At 45.7% G+C, this 24,339-nt stretch carries 4 protein-coding genes and 1 pseudogene; 2 read left to right on the top strand and 3 right to left on the bottom strand.

What is annotated here, in order from left to right:
- The 3 genes and pseudogenes from PSI23_RS13185 to PSI23_RS13195 form a co-directional block, all read right to left on the bottom strand.
- Positions 1-378: pseudogene (locus PSI23_RS13185) on the bottom strand (hypothetical protein); the annotation flags it as partial.
- 321 nt (positions 379-699) lie between these two features.
- Positions 700-1,419 carry a tyrosine-type DNA invertase gene (locus tag PSI23_RS13190; RefSeq protein WP_273555520.1) on the bottom strand — a complete coding sequence of 240 codons (720 nt, stop codon included), beginning with the start codon at positions 1,417-1,419 and terminating at the stop codon, positions 700-702.
- Positions 1,420-1,768: 349 nt separating this feature from the next.
- On the bottom strand, positions 1,769-2,059 hold the full coding sequence (locus tag PSI23_RS13195; RefSeq protein WP_273555521.1) for a putative hemolysin: 291 nt from the start codon (positions 2,057-2,059) through the stop codon (positions 1,769-1,771).
- A gap of 1,047 nt (positions 2,060-3,106) precedes the next feature.
- Here PSI23_RS13195 and PSI23_RS13200 point away from each other — a divergent pair.
- Both PSI23_RS13200 and PSI23_RS13205 read left to right on the top strand, forming a co-directional pair.
- Positions 3,107-15,427 carry a non-ribosomal peptide synthetase gene (locus tag PSI23_RS13200; protein ID WP_444876157.1) on the top strand — a complete coding sequence of 4,107 codons (12,321 nt, stop codon included), beginning with the start codon at positions 3,107-3,109 and terminating at the stop codon, positions 15,425-15,427.
- 3 nt (positions 15,428-15,430) lie between these two features.
- A complete protein-coding gene (locus PSI23_RS13205; protein ID WP_273555523.1) occupies positions 15,431-24,208 on the top strand; it encodes a non-ribosomal peptide synthetase in 8,778 nt (2,925 codons plus the stop codon).
- Positions 24,209-24,339 lie beyond the last annotated feature (131 nt).

The following is a 24,339-nucleotide window of genomic DNA, read 5'->3' on the forward strand; positions in this document are numbered from 1 at the left end:
CCCGTAACGTTGCAGCCAGTTTTGCAACGTTTGGTTAGCTTCACTGACCGCCAGGCCGCGCAACTGGTTTTTGGTACTCTCGACAAGATTGCCGCTTTTCAGCATCCCCGCCGCACGGGAAGCGGCCCCTGCCAGCCAGCGTTCCGTCTCGTTTGCCGGTGTTTCAGGCACAGAAGCCTGCCGCAAACTCTCTGCCAGCAATTTATGGGATAAAGATTGGGGCCCCTCCATTTCATCGCCCACTGCCAGTGCGGGCGTAAAAGCGCCGACCACAGGAAAAGCGGCCTGAGCAAAAATAGTCATCCGCGCCACCCGCTTAAGGCGATGGCGTTGCTTATCTGTCCACGGCTTGTTTTGTTTCTTTAGCATAGTTATCAACCTTCAGAATCAACACGATCTCCATCAGGCGTAACCAAACGCCGATGCCATTGACTCATCCCAGAACGGTGTTGCTATCCCCATGTTGTTACTCACATATTGTTATTTACACGGTGAGTTGACATTTAGAACCAAACTGTCAACTGAGGATTTTTTACCTGAAAATGACGATATTTAAGTCAAATAAACCTGCTTAAACAAACATTTAAGGTAATTAATCTTTCGTATTTGAGTGGTATGTAAAGTTGAAAAAATGCATAGGGAGAGAGGAAAAAATATTATGGGCGACAAAAGAGGAATAGGCTTAAAAAAGATAATTTATTAATTATTTAATATCAGCGTATTACACAATTTTTGGCTGATAATAAAAAAATGGACTAACTTTAAAATGGGTTCAATTAATGCAGTTGACAGTTTGGTTCTAAATGTCAACTGTTTTCGTTTCCCTTTGCCATCCCATATCGTCTCAAACCGCCCTGCATTACTCGCCGTATAGCGCACTGTGTGGCGAATATTACGATGCCCTAAATAGTCCTGAATCAAGCGTGTATCCACCCCATTATCAGCCAGTGCATAACCACAAGCATGTCTTAACATGTGCGGATTCGCGCAAATCGACAATTTTGCCTTTAAGCTGGTCTGTCGGATGATCTTATAGACCTGCTGACGTGACAGACGCTGACCATCCCGGGACAAAAATAACCAGTCAGGTTGCTCATTGCCGATTTGCTGCCCATCCCATAATTCCGATTTCTTCGGTAAATACTTCGAACGTTCAGCCAGCCACTGACGTATTAATTGAACTTCACGGAATACCATCGGATGAACGGTAGAAAAACCATTTTTCAATCGTTGAACCCGCAAACTTTTTCCTTCCAAGTCAACATCAGAAATTCTCAAACTTAATAATTCGGATACACGAAATCCATGAATAAATCCCATAAACATCATGCAGATATTACGAGCGGCATGAGCATGTTTATTTAATTCATTAAGTAATAATTCAATCTCAGTCTGAGTCAGATACTTGCGTTTTAACATGGTCTTTATCTCCAGATGATAATTAGAAAAGAAGTCATGAAGGATACCTGAATTATTCTTGCTCATTATTTGTAGACTGCAATGTTAACGACAAAATAATTTGGTGCTTTTCTGGAAAAAGACTCTGAAATAAAAAATATTATTTACCTTTTTTCCTAATATTTATCATTACTGTATCGTTTCAGTTAATAAGTAAAAATAAATATTTTTATATTCCAGAAAATATTTTCCTTTTTACAAGAGGAGGAAACATCATAAATATGAGGAAAAGTTTAGATCAAAAATTGACAGAAACATTTTTATGAACAATAAATGTCTCTATCATAGAAAAATTAGAAAAATAAAAGAATTAGATGGATGTACACCCACCATCCAATAAAGCTTGTTCATTACAGCGACGACCATTCGCCAATTGGCAAACAGGAATATGACGCCCATTCAATTGTTTGGTTAATGCTGGAATTCCTCCCGCATCAGAACAACTGTCACTGGCATCTTTACTCAAGTTAATGCCCAAATCAGAATATTGATAATGTTTATGACGGTTTGATAAAGCACCCGCCTGATGCCCGCTGCAACCTACCAATATAGCTCCAGCCAGTAACAGATTGCTAAGAATAATGCCTCGCTTTAACAGCATATTTTCTCCTGATTATTAATGACGAACGATATATAAATCAGCACCCTGCATTTTTTAGAATGCAAATTTATAAGATAGACCACTTTTTCCCAAAAAACTGGTTAACATATCACAAGTTGAAATGCAATGCTTTAACGAAATGAAGTGTTTTCTATCATTATTAACACCAAATTATATAACTATGAAAGCAACACTTTATATTTTTATTTTATTGCGTTTATTAGAGTAATGATTTTTATAATCAGATTTATTGTATTCAACAATAAAATACTCCAATTAAAATCAAAATCGAACAATACATTGATTTACCTACATGCTTCAACAATACCGCCACTCATTACAATCAACACGACCACCTCCAATAAATTTAATTAAAATACTTTTTTCAACTAATAAAAAATATTACAATCCATTGATAAAATGACTCAAAGGAACTATTTATTTCAATATAAAAATGATTCAGAATCATTTATTTTAAATAAAAACAACATGATAGAATTTTAAAAATTGGAAAATAACCATAAAGAGACTTAACTATACCACCTTGCATCCATGAGCAATAAAAAACACATCCATATTAAATAAAAAATAATATAGACTTAAACACAATTGATAACCACTATTACAGTTCAAAGAGATATAAGTATGACTATTTAATCGCAACCATGGAATAATGAGTAATAAATAATGATCGTTACTGAAAATAAAAACAAACTGAATAAAAGAAGGCAGGTGACAAGGATGTAGACTTAAATATATTAAAAGTAAAACTTTAACCATTGGCCAAAGAATATTAACTACTTTGCATAAGGAAGAATGCTGAAAGGTTGCGAGATTAGCTGTAATGACACTATGATAGATAATGCCAGAACCTATTAAATAAAATAGCAAGTTGATATTAAAAACTATAAAGAAGAAGACATAAGGCATTGAGTTATGTTAATGCCGAAACATAAACAAATTAAGGTTAGGCAAATACTGAAATCTACTCATCTGTAGCAAAAATTACAAATAACTTGTAAACGGAATGCATTCATATAATTTATTATGATAACACCTGAAGGTTCGTTGAATTCGAACTTATATAACCTTCACCCCTCTCAAGAGGATGTATTTAACGAGCAAGCCCTCCATGGAAACATTCCACAGCATAACTTAGGCTGGTATACCTTGATGGAAGGAGAGGTTGATATAGTCATCTTACAACAAGCGTGGAGATTACTACATCAACATGTTGATATACTAAGGTTGCATATATCTGTTAATTCGGATAATAAAGCAATCCAATATATTCAAAATCAGAGTGTTCCTGAATCAGTTATATTCCATGATTTTGCAACTCAGCCTGACCCTGAAAAAAAAGCAAAGCTGTGGATGCAACAACAGATAGATCAGCCTATAAATTTCCCCAATGAAACTTTATACCAAGCTTCATTAATTCGTATTACTGGTGAACGATATTATTTTTTCACTAAATTCCATCATATTATCATTGATGGAGTCGGTTTGTTCCGATTCCATGAATATACCCATAAGTTGTATGCATGTCTGAAAAATGGAACACCAATAGTTTGGTTATCAGAAATTCCGCAATATTTAGATACAATAGAGAAATCGAAAGATTATCTTAACTCTCCTCATTACGAAAAAGATAAAAACCACTGGCATTCTTTTTTAACAAAAAACGACATACATCAATTAACGCCTTATTATCAAAATAGTGGCTCTGGTAACGATACTTGTATATTGCCTTTTTCAATGAAAGCAGCTTTGCGTGATTTTTGTGAAGAAAATAAAACGAATATTCTTTCTGTCTTTTCAGGCTTGGTCATGATGATGATGTCAGAGCTGACAGGACAACAAGAATTAACGTTTAATACCATCACACATGGAAGAAAGACAAAATTAGAGAAATATATTGTGGGAATGCAGGCAAATTTGTATCCGGTACATTGCCATGTTTCTAACTCAGTCAGTGTAATTGAACAGATTAAATTAATAGAGTTAGCATTAAAAGAGAGCTTTCACCACGGTCAATTTCCTCATTCTCACCTGATTAGAATAGCTAATAACCATGGAATTGCTTTACCCAATATATTTATATTGTATGAAAGGCTTTCAGAATCAGCATCTGAAATCAACCAAGCACAGCATTATTTTATAGAAGGAATATTTGATACTGATCCTATCCTTTTTCGATTGAAAGACTTTGGATATGATCAGGAGTTAATGATAACGATAAATTATTTACAGGCATATTTTAGTGAGCAAGAGATAAAAAAAATACTTGAACGATTGCCAAACTTATTGACTACTTTGCTTAACTCTCCTTCTTTATTAGTCAGTGAATTACCTATTTTATTAGAAGAAGAACTCCACACTCTACTGCACAGCTGGAACCAAAACGATGTCCCCTACCCGCAGGATCAAATTTTGCAACAGCAGTTTGAGACTCAGGCAGCAGCTACTCCAGATAATGTGGCGTTGATATTTGAAGAGGAAACTCTGACTTATCGCCAGCTTAACGAACAGGCAAACCAGCTCGCCGTTGTGATACGTGAACACTGTCAGCAGCAGTGTAAAGCACCAATGCAAGCGGACACACCAATAGCCCTCTATCTCGACCGTAGTCTGGAGATGGTGGTTAGTATTTTGGCGGTACTGAAAGCCGGCGGTGCCTATGTGCCGATTTCCCCGGAATATCCACCGGAGCGGGTTCAGTTTATTCTGGAAGACACCGGAAGCCCGTGCGTGCTGACTCAGCAACGACATCTGACGGCGTTGGAGAAATGTACGCACACTTTATCAAGTCAACCGGCACTGATAGCCGCAGATGACAGCACAGTAACCCAAAACCAATCAGTGGAAAATTTGGTGCCGGTGAACACAAGTACTGATCTGGCATATATTATCTATACCTCCGGAACAACCGGTCAGCCGAAAGGCGTGGAGTTGACCCATCGAAACGTCATCAATCACCTAAGTTGGATGCAATCCGAATATCCATTAAGTGCGTCGGATAAAGTCCTGCAACAAATCCCTTATACCTTTGATGCCTCAGTCTGGGAACTAATCGCAGCTAACTGGTTCGGTGCCAGTATCGTGATAGCCTCACCGGATATTCATAAACAGCCCGAGACTTTGTATCAACTGATACAAAAAACTGGCGTGACAGTGGTGCAATTTGTCCCGTCCATGTTAGGTGCCTTTTGCCAAATAGTGCGGGATTTAGGACAGCAGTTGCCCGGCACTATCCGTTATGTTCTGTGTGGCGGAGAAGCCTTGACGATGTCCCATGTCAATGCGTTCAGAGCCATAAATAGTAATTCGAGTACCTTAATTAACCTCTATGGCCCCACAGAAACGACAAATGATATTACTCATTTTGATGTAGTTGATGAATTTAGTGGCAATGTTCCCATCGGCAAGGCGCATCATAATACCCGTCTGTATGTCGTTAATAATTACGGAAAACTATCTCCTATAGGTGCCCCCGGAGAGTTGTATATCGGTGGTGCCAGCCTGGCACGAGGATATTGGAACCGTCCGGAACTGACTGCCGAGCGTTTTGTGGAAAACCCGTTTGCCACAGACGAAGATAAGGCCAAAGGCTACACCCGCCTGTATAAAACCGGCGATCAGGTGCGCTGGCTGCCGGACGGCAACCTTGAGTATCTGGGACGCAATGATTTTCAGGTCAAAATCCGTGGTTACCGCATTGAACTGGGGGAAATTGAAACGGCATTGTCCTCTCATCCTCAAGTGAAACAGGCAGTGGTGATTGACCGGGAGCATGCAGGCCATAAAGCACTGGCGGCTTATCTGGTCACAGATGAAGCCCTGACCAATGACATTCTGATGGAACATCTCTTAACCCGCCTGCCGGAATATATGATCCCTGCCAGCTTTACCCGCATTGATGCTATTCCCCTGACCATCAACGGCAAGCTCGACCGTCATGCTTTGCCAACTCCCGTATGGGAAGATCAGGATCGTTATGTGGCGCCACGTACTGAGTTGGAAACCCAGTTGTGCGCGCTATGGCAAGATGTCTTGGGGTTAGAACGGATTGGCATTGAGGATAACTTCTTCCGTATCGGTGGCGATTCGATTATCGGCATCCGGTTAGTTTCTAAACTGCGGCAGATAGGTTTCTCCCTTCAGGTCAAATCGATTTTTGAGGCACCAACGGTGTCACGCTTGGCACAATTGCTGACTCAAACCTCATCCTCGGTCACCGTGGTTGCAGAGCAGGGATTATTGAGTGGAGAGTTTGGCTTGCTGCCTATTCAGCAAGATTTCTTCAACCAGAATCTGCCGTGTCCGCACCATTGGAATCAGGCGTTTATGTTCCAGATTCCCGGAAATATCAAACATGCAGATATTGCACAGGCTCTGATAAAGCTGGTCGAACGGCATGATATGCTACGTGCCCATTTTGTCTCCACAGAGCAGGGTTATCGTCAGTGTTATCCCACAGAAATGCCGTCTTGGCTGCCTATATTACTGCATTGTGATATTAGCGAGTTGGATGATACTGAACGACACCAGCAACTGACCCAATGGCAGAGTAACTTTGATTATTGTGCGGGGCCTTTATGGCAAACCGCTCATCTGACCGGATACGCCGACGGCAGCGCCCGGTTATTCTTTGCATTTCACCACCTGATTATTGACGCGGTATCGTGGCGAATTATTGTTGAAGATATGCGTCTGCTGCTACATATGCATCTGCCATTACAAGGAACAACGCTGCCAGCGAAGACCAGCAGTTATCGCCAATGGGTCGCTGCTGTCCAGAGCTATGCTGGACAACAGCAAGACGAAGTACCCTACTGGCAGAACGTAATGACAGGGAAAGAAACTTATCCGGCAATGGGTGAAATCACTCCGTATCAGCTAAGTTTCTCGGCTGAACTGACCGATACACTACTGCGTGAAGCCAATTCAGGTTATCACACTGAAATTAACGATTTACTGCTCAGTGCTCTCACTCTGGCATTGCAGACAACCTTCTCCCGACCGGTGAACCCGATTATTCTTGAGGGGCATGGACGAGAAACCATCGACAGCACGCTGGATGTCTCCGAAACCGTTGGCTGGTTTACAACAATCTACCCTGTTCGTCTGGCAATGCAGGCCGATATTGCGAAAACCATTATTCATACCAAAGAAATGCTCCGCGCTGTACCCAATAGAGGCATTGGCTACGGAGCCTTACATCAGGCCGGATACCTGACCGGAGATTTGCCACCCATCAGCTTTAACTATCTTGGTCAATTGGGCGCTGAGGCCGGACAATCCGGCCATCAGGACTGGGCACTCACCTACGATGACTGTGGTTTGCTGATAGCCGGGGAGAATGGTAGCCCTTTACTGCTGGATATCAATGGGGCAGTTCAGGCAGGAAGATTGCAATTCAGTGTATTGTCTCGCTTGCCATCAGCCCAGACACAAATGTTTATCACGGCTTTTGAGCAAGCCCTCAATGATGTTATCGCTGCCGGCCAGAAACAGGCTCAATTGGGCGGGATCAAAACACCCAGTGATTATGAGTTTAAAACAGTTTCAATTGAACGCTTAAATCGTTTGCAACAAAGCCATCAGGTGGAAAATCTATACCCTGCCACCAGTTTGCAGCAGGGATTTATTTATCATCATCTGGTTCAGCCACAAGATGATGCCTATCGCGTGCAGATGTTGTTGGATTATTACACCCAACTCGACCTTGCCGCCTATCAGCAAGCCTGGTCACTGGCCTCATTACGTTTCCCCATCCTCAGAACGGCATTTGATTGGGAAGGAGAAATTTTGCAGGTTGTGACTGCGGGAGCCAGTATTAGCTCGGCGAATGTCAAGATTGAAGATATCAGTCAATTACCCGAAGAAGCACGGGACAACGCGATTACAGTGATCCAACAACATGACCGTACCCTGCCTTTTGATTTGAGTCAGCCCGGTTTAACCCGTTTGACTTTCATCAGGCAACATGAACGGCTGGTAACGGTGCTGATCACCCAGCATCACTGCATTGCTGATGGCTGGAGTGGCCCGATTTTATTGCAGGCTGTACATGAGTATTACAACGAATTGGTAAAGGGGCGAGTGCCTCAGATTGTGGTGGAACAGACTTATCTGGCAACCCTGCAATATCATCTGGATCATCAGGCTGAATCAGAAGCCTATTGGGCAGAACGTAAAACACGATTCCAAGGTGCCAATGATCTGTCTGCCCTGTTAAGTCATCACGTTGACCTGACGCAAATAAAAACCGTTGAAAAACCGGCCGAACAGATGCTCACTGTACAAGGAGGCGCTTATGAGCAGCTTAAGAATATGTGTCGGACGCAAGGCGTAACCCTGAATGTGGTACTGCAATTTGCCTGGCATAAATTACTGCTCAGTTACACCGGAGATGAACAAACTATTGTCGGCACCACCGTATCCGGGCGTGATGTACCAGTAGAAGGTATTGAGTCCAGTGTCGGCCTGTATATCAATACCCTGCCGTTGACAGTGCAGTGGGACAAGACAAACAGTATTATCAGCGTCTTACAAGACATACAGCTAGATATCGCCGCACTCAACAGCCACAGTGCCGTCTCACTCTCCAGCCTGCAATCCGGCGGGGAACGGTTATTCTATAGCCTGTTGGTCTTTGAAAATTACCCTGTCCCCGTCGTGAACGAAAACAAGGAAGGTGTCGAAAATACCCTGACATTCCGCCGGTCCATTGAAAAAGTGGATTATCCGGTGTCACTGATGGCCTATGAACAGGATCATAGTTTAAGAATAAAACTGAGTTATGGTGAAGACTGGCTGACGGATAAACAGGTACAGCGCTTGCTCAGTCAGCTTGAACGCATTCTGCACACCGTAGCCTGTGATCCACACCAGCCACATGCGTCAATCATGTTCCTCAGTGAGGGTGAGCGCCAGACCCTGCTGCACACCTGGAACCAGACCGATGCCCTCTACCCGCAGGATAAAACCCTGCAACAACTGTTTGAAGCCCAAGTGGAAAGGACACCGGATAATGTGGCGCTGGTATTTGAAGGCGAAACGCTGACCTATCGCCAGCTCAACCAACAGGCGAACCAGCTGGCTGGTGTGATCCGCGAACGTTGTCAGCAATATCATGCTGCCCCCCTGCAAGCCGATACCCCGATAGCCCTTTATCTCGACCGCAGTCTGGATATGGTTATCAGTATGTTGGCGGTACTGAAAGCCGGCGGCGCTTATGTGCCCATTTCACCGGAATACCCATCGGAGCGAGTGCAGTTTATTCTGGCTGATACCGCCGCTCCTTGTATCGTGACCCAGCAACGGCACTGTACGGCACTGACAGCATACACCCGAACATTCGCTGAACAGCCAGCACGGATACAACCTACACTGATAGCGGCGGATGACCAGACTATCACCGCAGGCCAGCCCGTGGAAAATCCGGCACCGATAAATAAACCGACCGATTTGGCCTATATCATCTATACCTCCGGAACCACCGGTCACCCCAAAGGCGTCATGATTGAACATAAAAATGCGGCTCATCTGATGGCGGCACAGGCAGAACTGTTTGATGTGGCAAAGAGAAAAAAAGCCTTGATGTTTGCCGCTTATGTCTTTGATGCTTCGGTTTCCGAATTATTCCTCAGTTTACTGCATGGCCTGACGGTTTACATTTGCAGTGAAACAGAACGCAATGCCCCTGCGGTTGCCGCACTCATTCAGCGAGAAGGCATTGAAATGGTCACTTTACCGCCTGCTATGCTGAAACTATTAATTGGCACTGAGTTACCCTCCCTGCAATTATTGGTGACCGCGGGCGAATCGCCTTCCTTAGATTTTCTTGAATATTTCAGCCAGCACAGCGATGTCCTGAATGCTTACGGCCCGACAGAAGTTACCGTTTGTGCGACCGGGAAGCGGTATCAGCACGGGGATATTGCAACAAATATTGGCAGGGCCATTAATAACGCCCGTCTTTATGTTTTTGATGGTCACGGCAACCTGTCGCCTATCGGGACACCGGGAGAGCTGTATATCGGCGGAGCCGGACTGGCGCGGGGCTATTTGAACCGGCCTGAACTGACTGCCGAACGTTTTGTGGCAAACCCTTTTGCCCGCGCCGAAGACAAGGCCAAAGGCTACACCCGCCTGTACAAAACCGGTGACTTAGTCCGCTGGCAACCGGATGGCACTCTGGAATATCTGGGACGCAACGACTTTCAGGTCAAAATCCGCGGTTACCGCATTGAGCCAGGAGAAATCGAAAGTGTCCTGACTTCCCATCCGCAGGTAAAACAAGCAGTGGTGATTGACCGCGAGCACAACGGGAATCAAGTGTTGGTTGCCTATCTGGTCACAGACGAAGAACTGTCCGATAAAACTCTGGTTGAACATCTCTCTACCCGTCTGCCGGAATATATGTTACCTGCCAGCTTTACCCGCATTGAATCCGTGCCACTGACCCTGAATGGCAAACTGGATCGCCGCGCCCTGCCGGAGCCGGTATGGGGAAACCGGAACAATTATGTCGCTCCCCGCAATGCGCTGGAAACCCGGCTATGTGCGATTTGGCAGGAAGTATTGGGGCTGGAGCGAGTGGGTATTGAAGATAATTTTTTCCGCATTGGTGGTAACTCCCTGACCGCAATTAAACTGACGGCAGCTATTCGTCGAATTCTGACAATGGAAGTATCACTGACGCAATTGTTTGAGCTGAAAACCATCGCTGGTTTGGTGACCCGCATAGGACAGCAAGCCTATACGATCATCCCCCACCTCGGGCTAGATCGCTATCCTTTATCGTTTGCCCAAGAGCGAATGCTGTTTATCGAACAGTTTGAACAAGGCACCTATGCCTACCATATCCCTTATCTGGTTCAACTGGATAACGACGCTTGTCTGCCATTGTTAGAAACTGCCATTAACCAACTGGTTGAACGCCATTCTGTGATGAAAATGGTGTACCCAAGTCCAAGTAATGATGCAGGACAGATCCACCAACAGATGTTGAATAGGAATTTGGTTATCGAATCAAGGACATCGCATTGCGAAGATATCGACACGCTTCTGAACACGGTTGGTGCTGAGATAACCACGCCATTCAATCTGACCACCGAACCAAGCCTGCGCCTGTGTCACTATCAGGTTGCCGATAGGCATTATTTATTAATGCTGTGGCACCATATCGCCATTGATGGCTGGTCCATTGATATTTTTCTGGGTGAACTGGCAGAGATTTATCATTCCTTGTTAGAAGACCGTAACAGCCAACTGCCTCCTCTGGACATCACTTATGGCGACTATGCTGCATGGCAGAGAGAGTATTTACAGGGTGATGAGCGGGAACGCCAGCTTACCTACTGGCGACAGACTTTAGCCAGCTACGAAGCTCTGGCTTTGCCAACAGACCATCCCAGACCGGTACAAGTGAGCTATCAAGGACGGGATTTCAATTTTATGCTGGACGCAACGCTATCTGAGCAATTAAGAGCACTGGCACAAAATCAGGAAACTACCCTGTATACTGTGCTGCTCAGTGGCTTTTATGTCATGCTGGCAAAATTGTCCGGACAAAATGATATCGTATTGGGTACGCCTACCGATAACCGCCACCATGCCCAAACTCAGTCCCTGATCGGTATGTTTGTCAACTCACTGGTCTTGCGGGCACAGTTTGAGCAGACGATCAGCGTGACAACCCTGATTAAACAAACCCATAAGTTGATTGCCGAAGCCAAAGCCCATCAGGACATGCCGTTTGAACATTTGGTTGAAGCACTGGAAATTGAACGAGACACCTCCCGTCACCCGATTTTTCAGGTGATGTTCAGCCTGCAAAATTTTGGGGAGAACCTGCCAAACAGGGTCAGTCTGCCATTTAGTCCGGTTGCACTGGATGAGTTCCTAAACAGTCCCGCCAAATTTGACCTGAGCCTGCTTCTTTCTGATGAACAAGCCAACATTACGGGTTGCCTGAATTACGCAACCAGCCTGTTCGACGAAGCAACCATCGTGCGACTGGCGGGTATCTATCAACGAGTGCTGACCGCATTCGTGGCAGATCAGAAACAATCGCTGTCTGGGCTTGATATTCTATCTGCACAAGAGCGCCAGACCCTGCTGTATACCCGGAATCAGACCGATGCCCCCTACCCGCAGGACAAAACCCTGCAACAACTGTTTGAAGCCCAAGTGGAAAGGACACCGGATAATGTGGCGCTGGTATTTGAAGGGGAAACGCTGACCTATCGCCAATTAAACCAACGGGCGAACCAGCTGGCTGGTGTGATCCGCGAACGTTGTCAGCAATATCATGCTGTCCCCCTGCAAGCCGATACCCCAATAGCCCTTTATCTCGACCGCAGTCTGGATATGGTTATCAGTATATTGGCGGTACTGAAAGCCGGCGGCGCTTATGTGCCCATTTCACCGGAATACCCATCGGAGCGAGTGCAGTTTATTCTGGCTGATACCGCCGCTCCTTGTGTCGTGACCCAGCAACGGCACTGTACGGCACTGACAGCATACACCCGAACACTCGCTGAACAGCCAGCACGGATACAACCTACACTGATAGCGGCGGATGACCAGACTATCACCGCAGGCCAGCCCGTGGAAAATCCGGCACCGATAAATAAACCGACCGATTTGGCCTATATCATCTATACCTCCGGAACCACCGGTCACCCCAAAGGCGTCATGATTGAACATAAAAATGCGGCTCATCTGATGGCGGCACAGGCAGAACTGTTTGATGTGGCAAAGAGAAAAAAAGCCTTGATGTTTGCCGCTTATGTCTTTGATGCTTCGGTTTCCGAATTATTCCTCAGTTTACTGCATGGCCTGACCATTTACATTTGCAGTGAATCAGAACGCAATGCCCTTGCGGTTGCCGCACTCATTCAGCGAGAAGGCATTGAAATGGTCACTTTACCGCCTGCTATGCTGAAGCTATTAATTGGCACTGAGTTACCCTCCCTGCAATTATTGGTGACCGCGGGCGAATCGCCTTCCTTAGATTTTCTTGAATATTTCAGCCAGCACAGCGATGTCCTGAATGCTTACGGCCCGACAGAAGTTACCGTTTGTGCGACCGGGAAGCGGTATCAGCACGGGGATATTGCAACAAATATTGGCAGGGCCATTAATAACGCCCGTCTTTATGTTCTTGATGGTCACGGCAACCTGTCGCCTATCGGGACACCGGGAGAGCTGTATATCGGCGGAGCCGGACTGGCGCGGGGCTATTTGAACCGGCCTGAACTGACTGCCGAACGTTTTGTGGCAAACCCTTTTGCCCGCGCCGAAGACAAGGCCAAAGGCTACACCCGCCTGTACAAAACCGGTGACTTAGTCCGCTGGCAACCGGATGGCACTCTGGAATATCTGGGACGCAACGACTTTCAGGTCAAAATCCGCGGTTACCGCATTGAGCCGGGAGAAATCGAAAGTGTCCTGACTTCCCATCTGCAGGTAAAACAAGCAGTGGTGATTGACCGCGAGCACAACGGGAATCAAGTGTTGGTTGCCTATCTGGTCACAGACGAAGAACTGTCCGATAAAACTCTGGTTGAACATCTCTCTACCCGTCTGCCGGAATATATGTTACCTGCCAGCTTTACCCGCATTAAGTCCGTGCCACTGACCCTGAATGGCAAACTGGATCGCCGCGCCCTGCCGGAGCCGGTATGGGGAAACCGGAACAATTATGTCGCACCCCGCAATGCGCTGGAAACCCGGCTATGTGTTATTTGGCAGGAGGAATTGGGTCTGGAGCAGATCGGTATTGAAGATAATTTCTTCCGTATCGGTGGTGATTCCATAGTCAGTATCCAGTTGGTCTCCAAACTACGGCAGGCAGGTTTTTCCCTTCAAGTGAAATCAATTTTCGAGGCGCCGACAGTGGCGCGGCTAGCGCAGTTGCTGACACACACATCATCCACGGTAACTGTGGTTGCAGAACAGGGATTATTAAGCGGGGAATTTGGGCTATTACCCATCCAACAGAATTTCTTCAACTGGGATTTGTCGAATCCACACCATTGGAATCAGGCATTTATGATTCAGATTCCCGGAGATATCCAATCCACACAGATTGAACAGGCCCTGATAATGCTGACTGAGCGGCACGATATGCTACGTGCTCGTTTTATATATACCGAAAACGGCTACCGTCAGTGCTATTCCGTGGAAATACCCGTAGAAATGCCATCTTCGCATCCCTCGTTGCAACACTGTGATATCAGCGGATTGGATGAGGCTGAACAACACCAGCAATTGACCCAATGGCAAAGTGGTTTTGATTATTATCACGGGCCATTATGGCAAGTGGGTCACCTGACCGGATACACGGATGGCAGTGCCCGGTTATTCTTCGCATTCCACCATCTGATTATTGACGCCGTCTCCTGGCGAATCATTGCCGAAGATATACGCCGATTATTGCAGGGCGAAACACTGCCAACGAAAACCAGTAGCTATCGGCAATGGGTTAACACTGTCCATCACTATGCACAACAGCATCAAAATGAAGTGTCCTACTGGCAACGGGTAATGGCAGGTAGCGACACCAATCCAGCACTGGATGAAATCACTCAGCACCTACTGGTCATTTCTGCCGAAATGACTGGCATCCTATTGCATGAAGCCAACACCGGTTACCACACTGAAATTAACGACTTACTTTTGAGTGCACTGGCACTGGCATTGCAAGCGACTTTCTCCCAAACAGTAAACCACATCATTCTGGAAGGACATGGGCGGGAGTCCATTGATAACACATTGGATCTTTCCGAAACTGTCGGCTGGTTCACAACAATGTACCCCGTTCGTCTGGAAATGCAGGCTGATATTGCAGAAACCATCATTCACACCAAAGAGATGCTTCGCGCCGTGCCAAACAAAGGCATTGGTTACAGTGCGTTACATCAAGCGGGATACCTGACCGACGATTTGCCGGCTATTAGCTTCAACTACCTCGGCCAATTAGGAGGAACCCACCATCAAGACTGGTCACTGACCAGCGACGATTGTGGGACTGTGGTAGCCAGTGAGAATAGTAGTCATTTACTGCTGGGTATTAATGGCGCAGTTCAAGCGGGAAAACTGCAATTTAGTGTGGACTCCCGCTTGCCAAAGCTCCGGACAGAAACGTTTATCACAGCATTTGAGCAGGCACTTTATAGCGTCATCACTGCCAGCCAAAAACAGGCCCAATCGGGTGGAATAAAAACCCCCAGTGATTACGGGATAAAAGACGTTTCAATGGAGCAGCTAAATCAGCTTACTCATCGTTTTGGTCATGTGAATAATGAAAATTCACACCTCCACTCAGAAAAGAAAACAATTTTGGACGTGTAAAAAATGTTGATGCTATTTAAAGAACTTCAGAAAAACCATGTATCAGTATGGGTCCGTGAAAACAACTTAAAACTGGCGTTTACCGGTGAAACTCCCCCTATTCAACTTATTGATAGGGTTAAAGAGAAAAGAGAAAACATTTTAGATTTTTTGAATGAAAGAAATATCTTCTCCGAAGAGGATTTTGAGAGTTTTATCTTTAATGGTCGTTATTCTGGTAGTAGCTATTCTGGTTCTAATGATCCCAGCATATCCTCCGGAAACAAAATTGAAGCGATACTTCCTGCTACCAGTTTGCAACAGGGTTTTATTTACCATCATCTGGCCCAACCACAGGATGATGCCTATCGTGTGCAACTGCTGTTGGATTATCACACCCAACTCGACCTTACCACCTATCAGCAAGCCTGGTCGCTGGCTTCACTGCGTTTCCCCATCCTCAGAACAGCATTTGATTGGGAAGGGGAAATTTTGCAGATTGTGACCATAGGTGCCAGTATTGGGTCAGCAAATTTTACTACCAAAGATATCAGCCAATTACCAACAGAAGAACGGGATAAAGCGATAGAAGCAATTCAACAAAATGACCGTGCTCTGCCTTTTAATTTAAGCCAGCCCGGCTTAATCCGCTTCACTTTCATCAAGCAGGATAAACAGCTGGTAACCGTGTTGATCACGCAACATCACTGCATTGCAGACGGTTGGAGTGGCCCGATTTTATTGCAGGCTGTACATGAGTATTACAACCAACTCATAAAGGGACGAGTGCCACAGATCATGGTGGAACAAGCTTATCTGGCAACCCAGCAATATCATCTGGATCATCAGGCTGAATCAGAGGCATATTGGACAGAACGCAAAACACAATTTCACAAAACATCATGCCAAGGCGCTAATGATCTTTCTGCCCTGTTAAGTCACCACGTTGATTTAACGCAGATAAAAACCATCGAAAAACCGGCCGAACAAATGTTTACTATTCAGGGAGACGCTTATGAGCAGCTTAAGAACACGTGCCGGACGCAAGGCGTGACCCTGAATGTAGCCCTGCAATTTGCCTGGCATAAATTACTGCACAGTTACACCGCGGATGAACAGACTATTGTCGGCACTACTGTATCCGGGCGTGATGTGCCGGTGGAAGGTATTGAGTCCAGTGTCGGCTTGTATATCAATACATTGCCGCTAATAGTGCAATGGGCTCAGGCTGACAGTGTGGCTGCGGTTTTACAAGACATACAGAAGGATATTGCCGCACTCAACAGCTACAGTGCCGTCTCACTCGCCAATTTACAATCCGACGGGGAACGCTTATTCCATAGCCTATTTGTCTTTGAAAACTATCCTGACCCCGCGGAGAATGAAAATGGGGAAGGCATAGAACACACCCTGACATTCCGCCGGGCCGTCGAAAAAGTAGATTATCCGATATCGCTGCTGGCCTATGAGCAAGGCAACAGTCTAATAATAAAATTGAGTTATGGTGAAGACTGGTTGGAAGATGAACAGGCTCGGCGTTTGCTTGGTCAGCTTGAGCGTATTCTGCACATTGTGGCCTGTCACCCACACCAACCCCATTCGTCAATCATGTTCCTCAGTGAGGAAGAACACCATACCTTGCTGCATACCCGGAACCAGACCGATGCGTCCTATCCGCAGGACAAAACCCTGCAACAATTGTTTGAAGCACAAGTGGAAAAGACACCGGATAACGTGGCACTAGTATTTGAAGGAGAAACACTGACCTATCGCCAGTTAAACGAACAGGCGAACCAACTTGCCTGTGTGATCCGCGAGCGCTGTCAGCAATATCATGCGGCCCCCATGCAAGCCGATACCCCGATAGCCCTCTACCTCGACCGCAGTCTAGATATGGTTATCAGTATATTGGCGGTACTGAAATCTGGTGGCGCTTATGTGCCCATTTCACCGGAATATCCAGCAGAACGAGTGCAGTTTATTCTGGCTGATACCGCCGCCCCTTGTGTCGTGACCCAGCAACGACACTTCGCAGCATTGGCGGAATACACTCAAGCACTCGCTGAACAGTCAGCACGGAGACAACCCACACTGATAGCGGCGGATGACCAGACAATAACCACAGGCCAGCCCGTGGAAAATCCGGCATTGATAAACACCCCGACCGATTTGACCTATATCATCTATACCTCTGGAACCACTGGTCAACCCAAAGGCGTCATGATTGAGCACAAAAATGCGGCTCATTTGGTTGCTGCACAGACAGAGCTTTTTGATGTGGCAAAGAGAAAAAAAGCCTTAATGTTTGCCGCTTATGTCTTTGATGCTTCGGTTTCCGAATTATTTCTCAGTTTATTGCATGGCCTGACCACTTACATTTGCAGTGAAACAGAGCGCAATGCTCCTGCGGTTGAAAAACTTATTCAACGGGAAGGCATTGAACTCGTTACTTTACCGCCTGCCATATTGAAGTTACTAATTGGTGCTGAATTACCCTCTCTGCAATTATTAGTGACAGCGGGCGAATCTCCTTCCTTAGATTTTCTTGAATATTTCAGCCAACACAGTGATGTCCTGAATGCTTACGGCCCGACTGAGGTTACCGTTTGTGCGACCGGAAAGCGGTATCAATATGGGGATATTGCAACAAATATTGGCAAAGCCATTAATAACGTCCGTCTCTATGTTCTTGATGATTACGGCAACCTGTCGCCTATCGGAGCGCCGGGAGAACTGTATATTGGTGGTGCCGGACTGGCGCGGGGCTATTTGAACCGGCCTGAACTGACCGCCGAGCGCTTTGTGGAGAATCCCTTTGCGACAATAGAAGACAAAGCTAAAGGCTATACCCGTCTGTACAAAACCGGTGACTTAGTCCGCTGGCTGCCGGATGGAAAGCTGGAGTATCTGGGACGCAATGACTTTCAGGTTAAAGTCCGCGGCTATCGCATTGAACCGGGAGAAATTGAAAACGCCCTCTCTTCACATCCACAGATAAAACAGGCAGTGGTGATTGACCGCGAGTACAACGGGAAGCAAGTATTGGTCGCTTATCTGGTCACAGATAGTGTGCTGGCCGATGATACTCTGATTAACCATCTCTCCGCCCGCCTGCCGGAATATATGCTACCCGCCAGCTTTACCCGCATTGAATCCGTACCGTTAACCCTGAACGGCAAACTGGATCGCCGCGCCCTACCGGAGCCAGTATGGGGAAACCGGAACAGTTATATCGCACCTCGCAATGCCTTAGAAACCCGACTGTGTGCCATTTGGCAAGAAGTACTGGGTCTGGAGCGGGTTGGCATTGAAGATAATTTCTTCCGTATCGGTGGTGATTCCATCATCAGCATCAAGTTAGTTTCCAAGCTGCGGCAAGCGGGCTTTTCTCTGCAAGTTAAATTGATTTTTGAAGCGCCGACAGTAGCACGCTTGGCTCAGTTACTGACACAAACATCATCCACAGTAAAAGTAATCGCAGAACAGGGATTATTAAATGGGGAATTCGGTCTATTGCCTATCCAGCAAGATTTCTTTAACTGGAATTTGTCGAGTCCATACCATTGGAATCAGGCATTTATGTTCCAGATTCCCGGAAATATCAAACACGCAGATATTGCACAGGCTCTGACAAAGCTGGTCGAACGGCATGATATGTTACGTGCCCATTTTGTCTCCACAGAACAGGGTTATCGTCAGTGTTATCCCACAGAAATGCCGTCTTGGCTGCCTATATTACTGCATTATGATATTAGCGAGTTGGATGATACTGAACGACACCAGCAACTGACCCAATGGCAGAATGGCTTTGATTACTGCGCGGGGCCTTTATGGCAAGCCGCTCATCTGACCGGTTACGCCGACAGCAGTGCTCGATTATTCTTCGCATTTCACCATTTGATTATTGACGTAGTGTCTTGGCAAATTATTACTGAAGATATGCGTAGATTATTGCAGGGTGAAACACTGCCAGCGAAAACCAGTAGCTATCGGCAGTGGGTCAATGCTGTCCATAACTATGCCGAGCATAATCAACAGGCAGAGAGCAACCAACAAGAGGAACACCATCAACAGGAAGTTCTCTACTGGCAACAAGTGATGGCAGGGAATCATGTTCACTCTGCTGCGGGTGAAATCAGTCAGCACATGCTGGGCATTTCTGCTGAATTGACTGATATTCTGCTGCGTGAAGCCAATGCCGGTTACCATACCGAGATCAATGACTTACTGCTCAGTGCTCTCACACTGGCATTACAGACCGTTTTCTCACAACCTGTTAATCACATCATGCTTGAAGGCCACGGTCGGGAAACCATCGACAATACACTGGATGTATCAGAAACCGTCGGCTGGTTTACGATTTTGTATCCCGTTCGTCTGGCAATGCAAAATGATATTGCGGAGACAATTATTCACACCAAAGAGATGCTCCGTGCTGTGCCGAATAAAGGCATTGGTTATGGCGCATTACGTCAGGCTGGATATTTGATTGAAGATTTGCCAACGATCGGCTTCAATTACCTCGGCCAGTTGGGTGGAGAAGCCGGACAAGACTGGTCACTGACCAGCGACGATTGTGGGAACGTAGTGGCAGACGATAACCATAGTCATTTACTGCTGAATATTAATGGATTGATCCAAGCAAACAGGCTGCAATTTAGTGTCAGCTCGTGCTTGCCACAGACTCAGACACAATTGTTTATCGCAGCATTTGAGCAGGCACTTGATTCTGTTATCACGGCAGGTCAAAAACAGGCTCAATCGGGTGGGATAAAAACGCCCAGTGATTATGGCATTGAAGGGCTTTCAATCAAGCTTTTGCGCCGTCTTCAGCAGATGTATCCGATTGAAACACTCTATCCCGCCACCAGCTTGCAGCAAGGATTTATTTATCATCATCTGGCTCAGCCACAGGATGATGCCTATCGTGTACAATTGCTGTTGGATTATCACACTCATGTCGATCTTTCCGCTTATCAGCAAGCCTGGTCGCTGGCTTCACTGCACTTCCCTATTCTCAGAACAGCATTTGATTGGGAAGAGGAAATTTTGCAGATTGTGACTGAGGGCGCAAGCCTGAGTTCGGAAAATTTCACCATAAAGGATATCAGCCAGTTACTGCCAGAAGAGAAAGAGCAAGCAATTGAAGCGATCCAACAAAGTGACCGTAACCTGCCCTTTGACTTAAGTCAGCCCGGTTTAACCCGCTTCACCTTAATTAAGCAGAATGAACAACTGTTAACAGTACTGATCACGCAACACCACAGTATTACTGACGGCTGGAGCAACCCGATTTTATTGCAAACCGTGCATAAATATTACAACGAACTCATGCAGGGACGACTCCCTCAGGTAATGGTAGATAAAGCCTATCTGGCAACCCAGCAATATCATCTGGATAATAAAGCAGAGTCTGAGGCTTATTGGGCGGAGCGCAAAGCACGATTCCACAAAACATCATGCCAAGGCGCCAACGATCTGTCTGCCCTGTTAAGTCATCACGTTGACCTGGCGCAGATAAAAACCGTTGAAAAACCGGCTGAACAAGTGCTCACTGTACAGGGAGGCGCTTATGAGCAGCTCAAGAATACGTGCCGGACGCAAGGCGTGACCCTGAATGTAGCCTTGCAATTTGCCTGGCATAAATTACTGCACAGTTATACCGGGGATGAACAAACCATTGTCGGCACTACTGTATCGGGGCGTGATGTACCAGTAGAAGGTATTGAGTCCAGTGTTGGCCTGTATATCAATACACTGCCGTTGGCAGTGCAATGGACTCAGACTGACAGCGTGGCTGCGGTTTTACAAGACATACAGAAGGATATCGCCACACTCAACAGTCATAGTGCTGTCTCACTTGCCAGCTTGCAATCCGACGGAGAACGGTTATTTCATAGCCTGCTGGTCTTTGAAAACTACCCTGTCCCAGCGACAAACGAAAACGAGAAAGGTATTGAAACTACACTGACATTCCGCCGTGCCATCGAAAAAGTGGATTATCCGGTATCGCTGATGGCCTATGAGCAGGATAACCGTCTAATAATAAAACTGAGTTATGGTGAAGACTGGCTGACAGATAAACAGGCACAGCGCTTGCTTTGTCAGCTTGAACGTATTCTGTACGCCGTATCCTGTGATCCACATCAACCGCACGCATCAATCATGTTCCTCAGTGAGGAAGAACGCCATACTCTGCTGCATACCTGGAACCAGACCGACGCGCCCTACCCGCAGGATGAAACCCTGCAACAACTGTTTGAAGCACAGGCAGAAAGGACACCAGATAACGTGGCGCTGGTATTTGAAGGAGAAACGTTGACCTACCGCCAGCTCAACGAACAGGCGAATCAGTTGGCTGGTGTTATCCGCGAAAGTTGTCAGCAACAGCGTAATGCCCCTATGCAAGCAGATACCCCGATAGCCCTTTACCTCAACCGCAGTCTGGACATGGTTATTAGTATATTGGCGGTACTGAAAGCCGGCGGTGCTTATGTGCCCATTTCACCGGAATACCCATCGGAGAGGGTCAATTTTATTCTGCAAGACATCCAGACCCCCTGTATTATTACTCAGCAACGACATTTGACGACACTGGCGGAATACCGCCAAACACTCGCTGAACAGTCAGTATGGATACAACCCACACTGATAGCCACAGATGACCGGACAATAACCGTGGGACAGCCCGTGGATAATCCGGCTCCGGCAAATAAACCAACTGATTTGGCGTATATCATCTATACATCTGGAACCACCGGTCAGCCTAAAGGTGTCATGATCGAGCATAAAAATGTTACGCACATGGTTACCGCACAGGCAGAGATTTTTGATGCCACCAAGAGAAAAAAAGCATTAATGTTTGCTGCTTATGTCTTTGATGGTTCGGTTTTCGAATTATTTTCCAGTTTACTGAATGGCCTGACCATTTATATTTGCAGCGAAACAGAACGTAATGCCCCTGCGGTTGAAAAACTGATTCAACAAGAAGGTATTGAAATAGCTGCTTTACCCCCAGCCATGCTGAAGCTACTAATTGGCGCTGAATTACCCTCCTTACAATTATTGGTAACGGCAGGTGAATCACCCTCTTTAGATTTTCTTGAATATTTCAGCCATCACAGCAATGTGCTGAACTCTTACGGCCCGACTGAAGTTACCGTTTGTGCGACCGGGAAGCGGTATCAACGTGGGGATATTGCAACGAGTATTGGCAAGGCCATTAATAACGCTCGTCTCTATGTTCTCGATGGTTACGGCAACCTATCGCCTATCGGGACACCGGGAGAATTGTATATCGGCGGAGCCGGACTGGCGCGGGGCTATTTGAACCGGCCTGAACTGACCGCCGAACGTTTTGTGGCTAATCCATTTGCAACGGCAAAAGACAAGGCCAAAGGCTATACCCGCCTGTACAAAACCGGTGACTTAGTCCGCTGGCAAACGAACGGGGAGCTGGAATATCTGGGACGCAATGACTTTCAGGTTAAAATCCGCGGCTACCGCATTGAATTGGGAGAAATTGAAAGTGCCCTCACTTCCCATCCGCAGGTGAAACAGGCAACAGTGATTGACCGAGAGCACAAAGGGAATAAAATGTTGGTCGCCTATCTGGTGATAGATGGCGCACTATCTGATGAAACCCTGATTGGGCATCTCTCCGCCCGTCTGCCGGAATATATGCTGCCCGCCAGTTTTACCCGCATTGAATCCATACCGTTAACCCTGAACGGCAAACTGGACCGCCGCGCCCTGCCGGAGCCGGTATGGGGAAACCGAAACAGTTATATCGCTCCCCGCAATATACTGGAAACCCGACTATGTGCTATTTGGCAGGAGGTATTGGGACTGGATCGGGTGGGTATTGAAGATAACTTCTTCCGCATTGGTGGTAATTCTCTGATAGCTATTAAACTGACCACAGCAATCCGTAATGAAATAGACATTGATATTCCTTTAAATATTTTATTTAGCTATAAATGCATTTCTTTATTATCCCAATGGCTGGAAGCAGGTAGCGTTAAATCCAGCTTACTTAATTTCTTAACACCAGAATCAACCGCAACAAATAAACTGTTTATGATCCATGCAGCCAATTGTGGCAGTGAGGTATATGAGCCATTGGCAAATGCTTTATCTGATATGTATAACTGCATCGGTATCGATAATTATAATCTCTGTACAGACAACCAAATAAACGCATTACAACAGATAGCTCAAATCTACATGGAGTTAATTCTGACAGAAACTTCCATTGATAAACCTATTCGTATTTTAGGTTGGTCATTAGGAGGGCAAATGGCTATGGAGATTGCATTTCAATTAGAACAACTTGGTGCAAAAGAGATTCAGTTGTTCTTATTAGATACCATAATCAATAATGATGAGATGACAGAACTTAGAAATAAACTCGATATACCAAGTGAATATAGTAAGGTCATCAGGAAATTACAGGAAATGGGAGCAAGTGACACCTATATCAATAAGGTATTGGAAGCAATACCGTTTGAATCTGGCATAGCGAACTGTAATTTTAGCGGAAAATTAACACATACAAACATCACCTTATTTAAAGCAGGCCAAGAAAGCCCATATCATCAAGAAGGAATTGGATTAGCGATGGGTAAATTGATAGCCAAAATACCGGATAACAATATTTCACAATGGGCAATCAATCCATTAGTGATTACATTGATTGATGATTGTTATCACGAAAATATTATTGAATCCGTTACTCTTATAAGCACAGAAATAATTAATACCTTGTCAATGAGGGATAATATATCAATAAATATAAGTTAACTTGATTAAGAAACGAGGCCAGCAATGTTGGCCTCGTATTGCTCAAAAAAGAAAAATCCGTATAATCCATCTCCCTGCAAAGAATCCATATAGGAAATCTATCGTCGATACAATCGACAATGTGAGAAGTC

Origin of the sequence: Xenorhabdus yunnanensis, from assembly GCF_028598805.1 — a bacterium.
In the GTDB taxonomy this organism is placed as follows: domain Bacteria; phylum Pseudomonadota; class Gammaproteobacteria; order Enterobacterales; family Enterobacteriaceae; genus Xenorhabdus; species Xenorhabdus yunnanensis.

Coding starts and splice junctions, on each gene's coding strand:
- PSI23_RS13190 (WP_273555520.1), bottom strand. CDS start 1,419: ATGTTAAAACGCAAGTATCTGACTCAGACTGAGATTGAATTATTACTT.
- PSI23_RS13195 (WP_273555521.1), bottom strand. CDS start 2,059: ATGCTGTTAAAGCGAGGCATTATTCTTAGCAATCTGTTACTGGCTGGA.
- PSI23_RS13200 (WP_444876157.1), top strand. CDS start 3,107: ATGATAACACCTGAAGGTTCGTTGAATTCGAACTTATATAACCTTCAC.
- PSI23_RS13205 (WP_273555523.1), top strand. CDS start 15,431: ATGTTGATGCTATTTAAAGAACTTCAGAAAAACCATGTATCAGTATGG.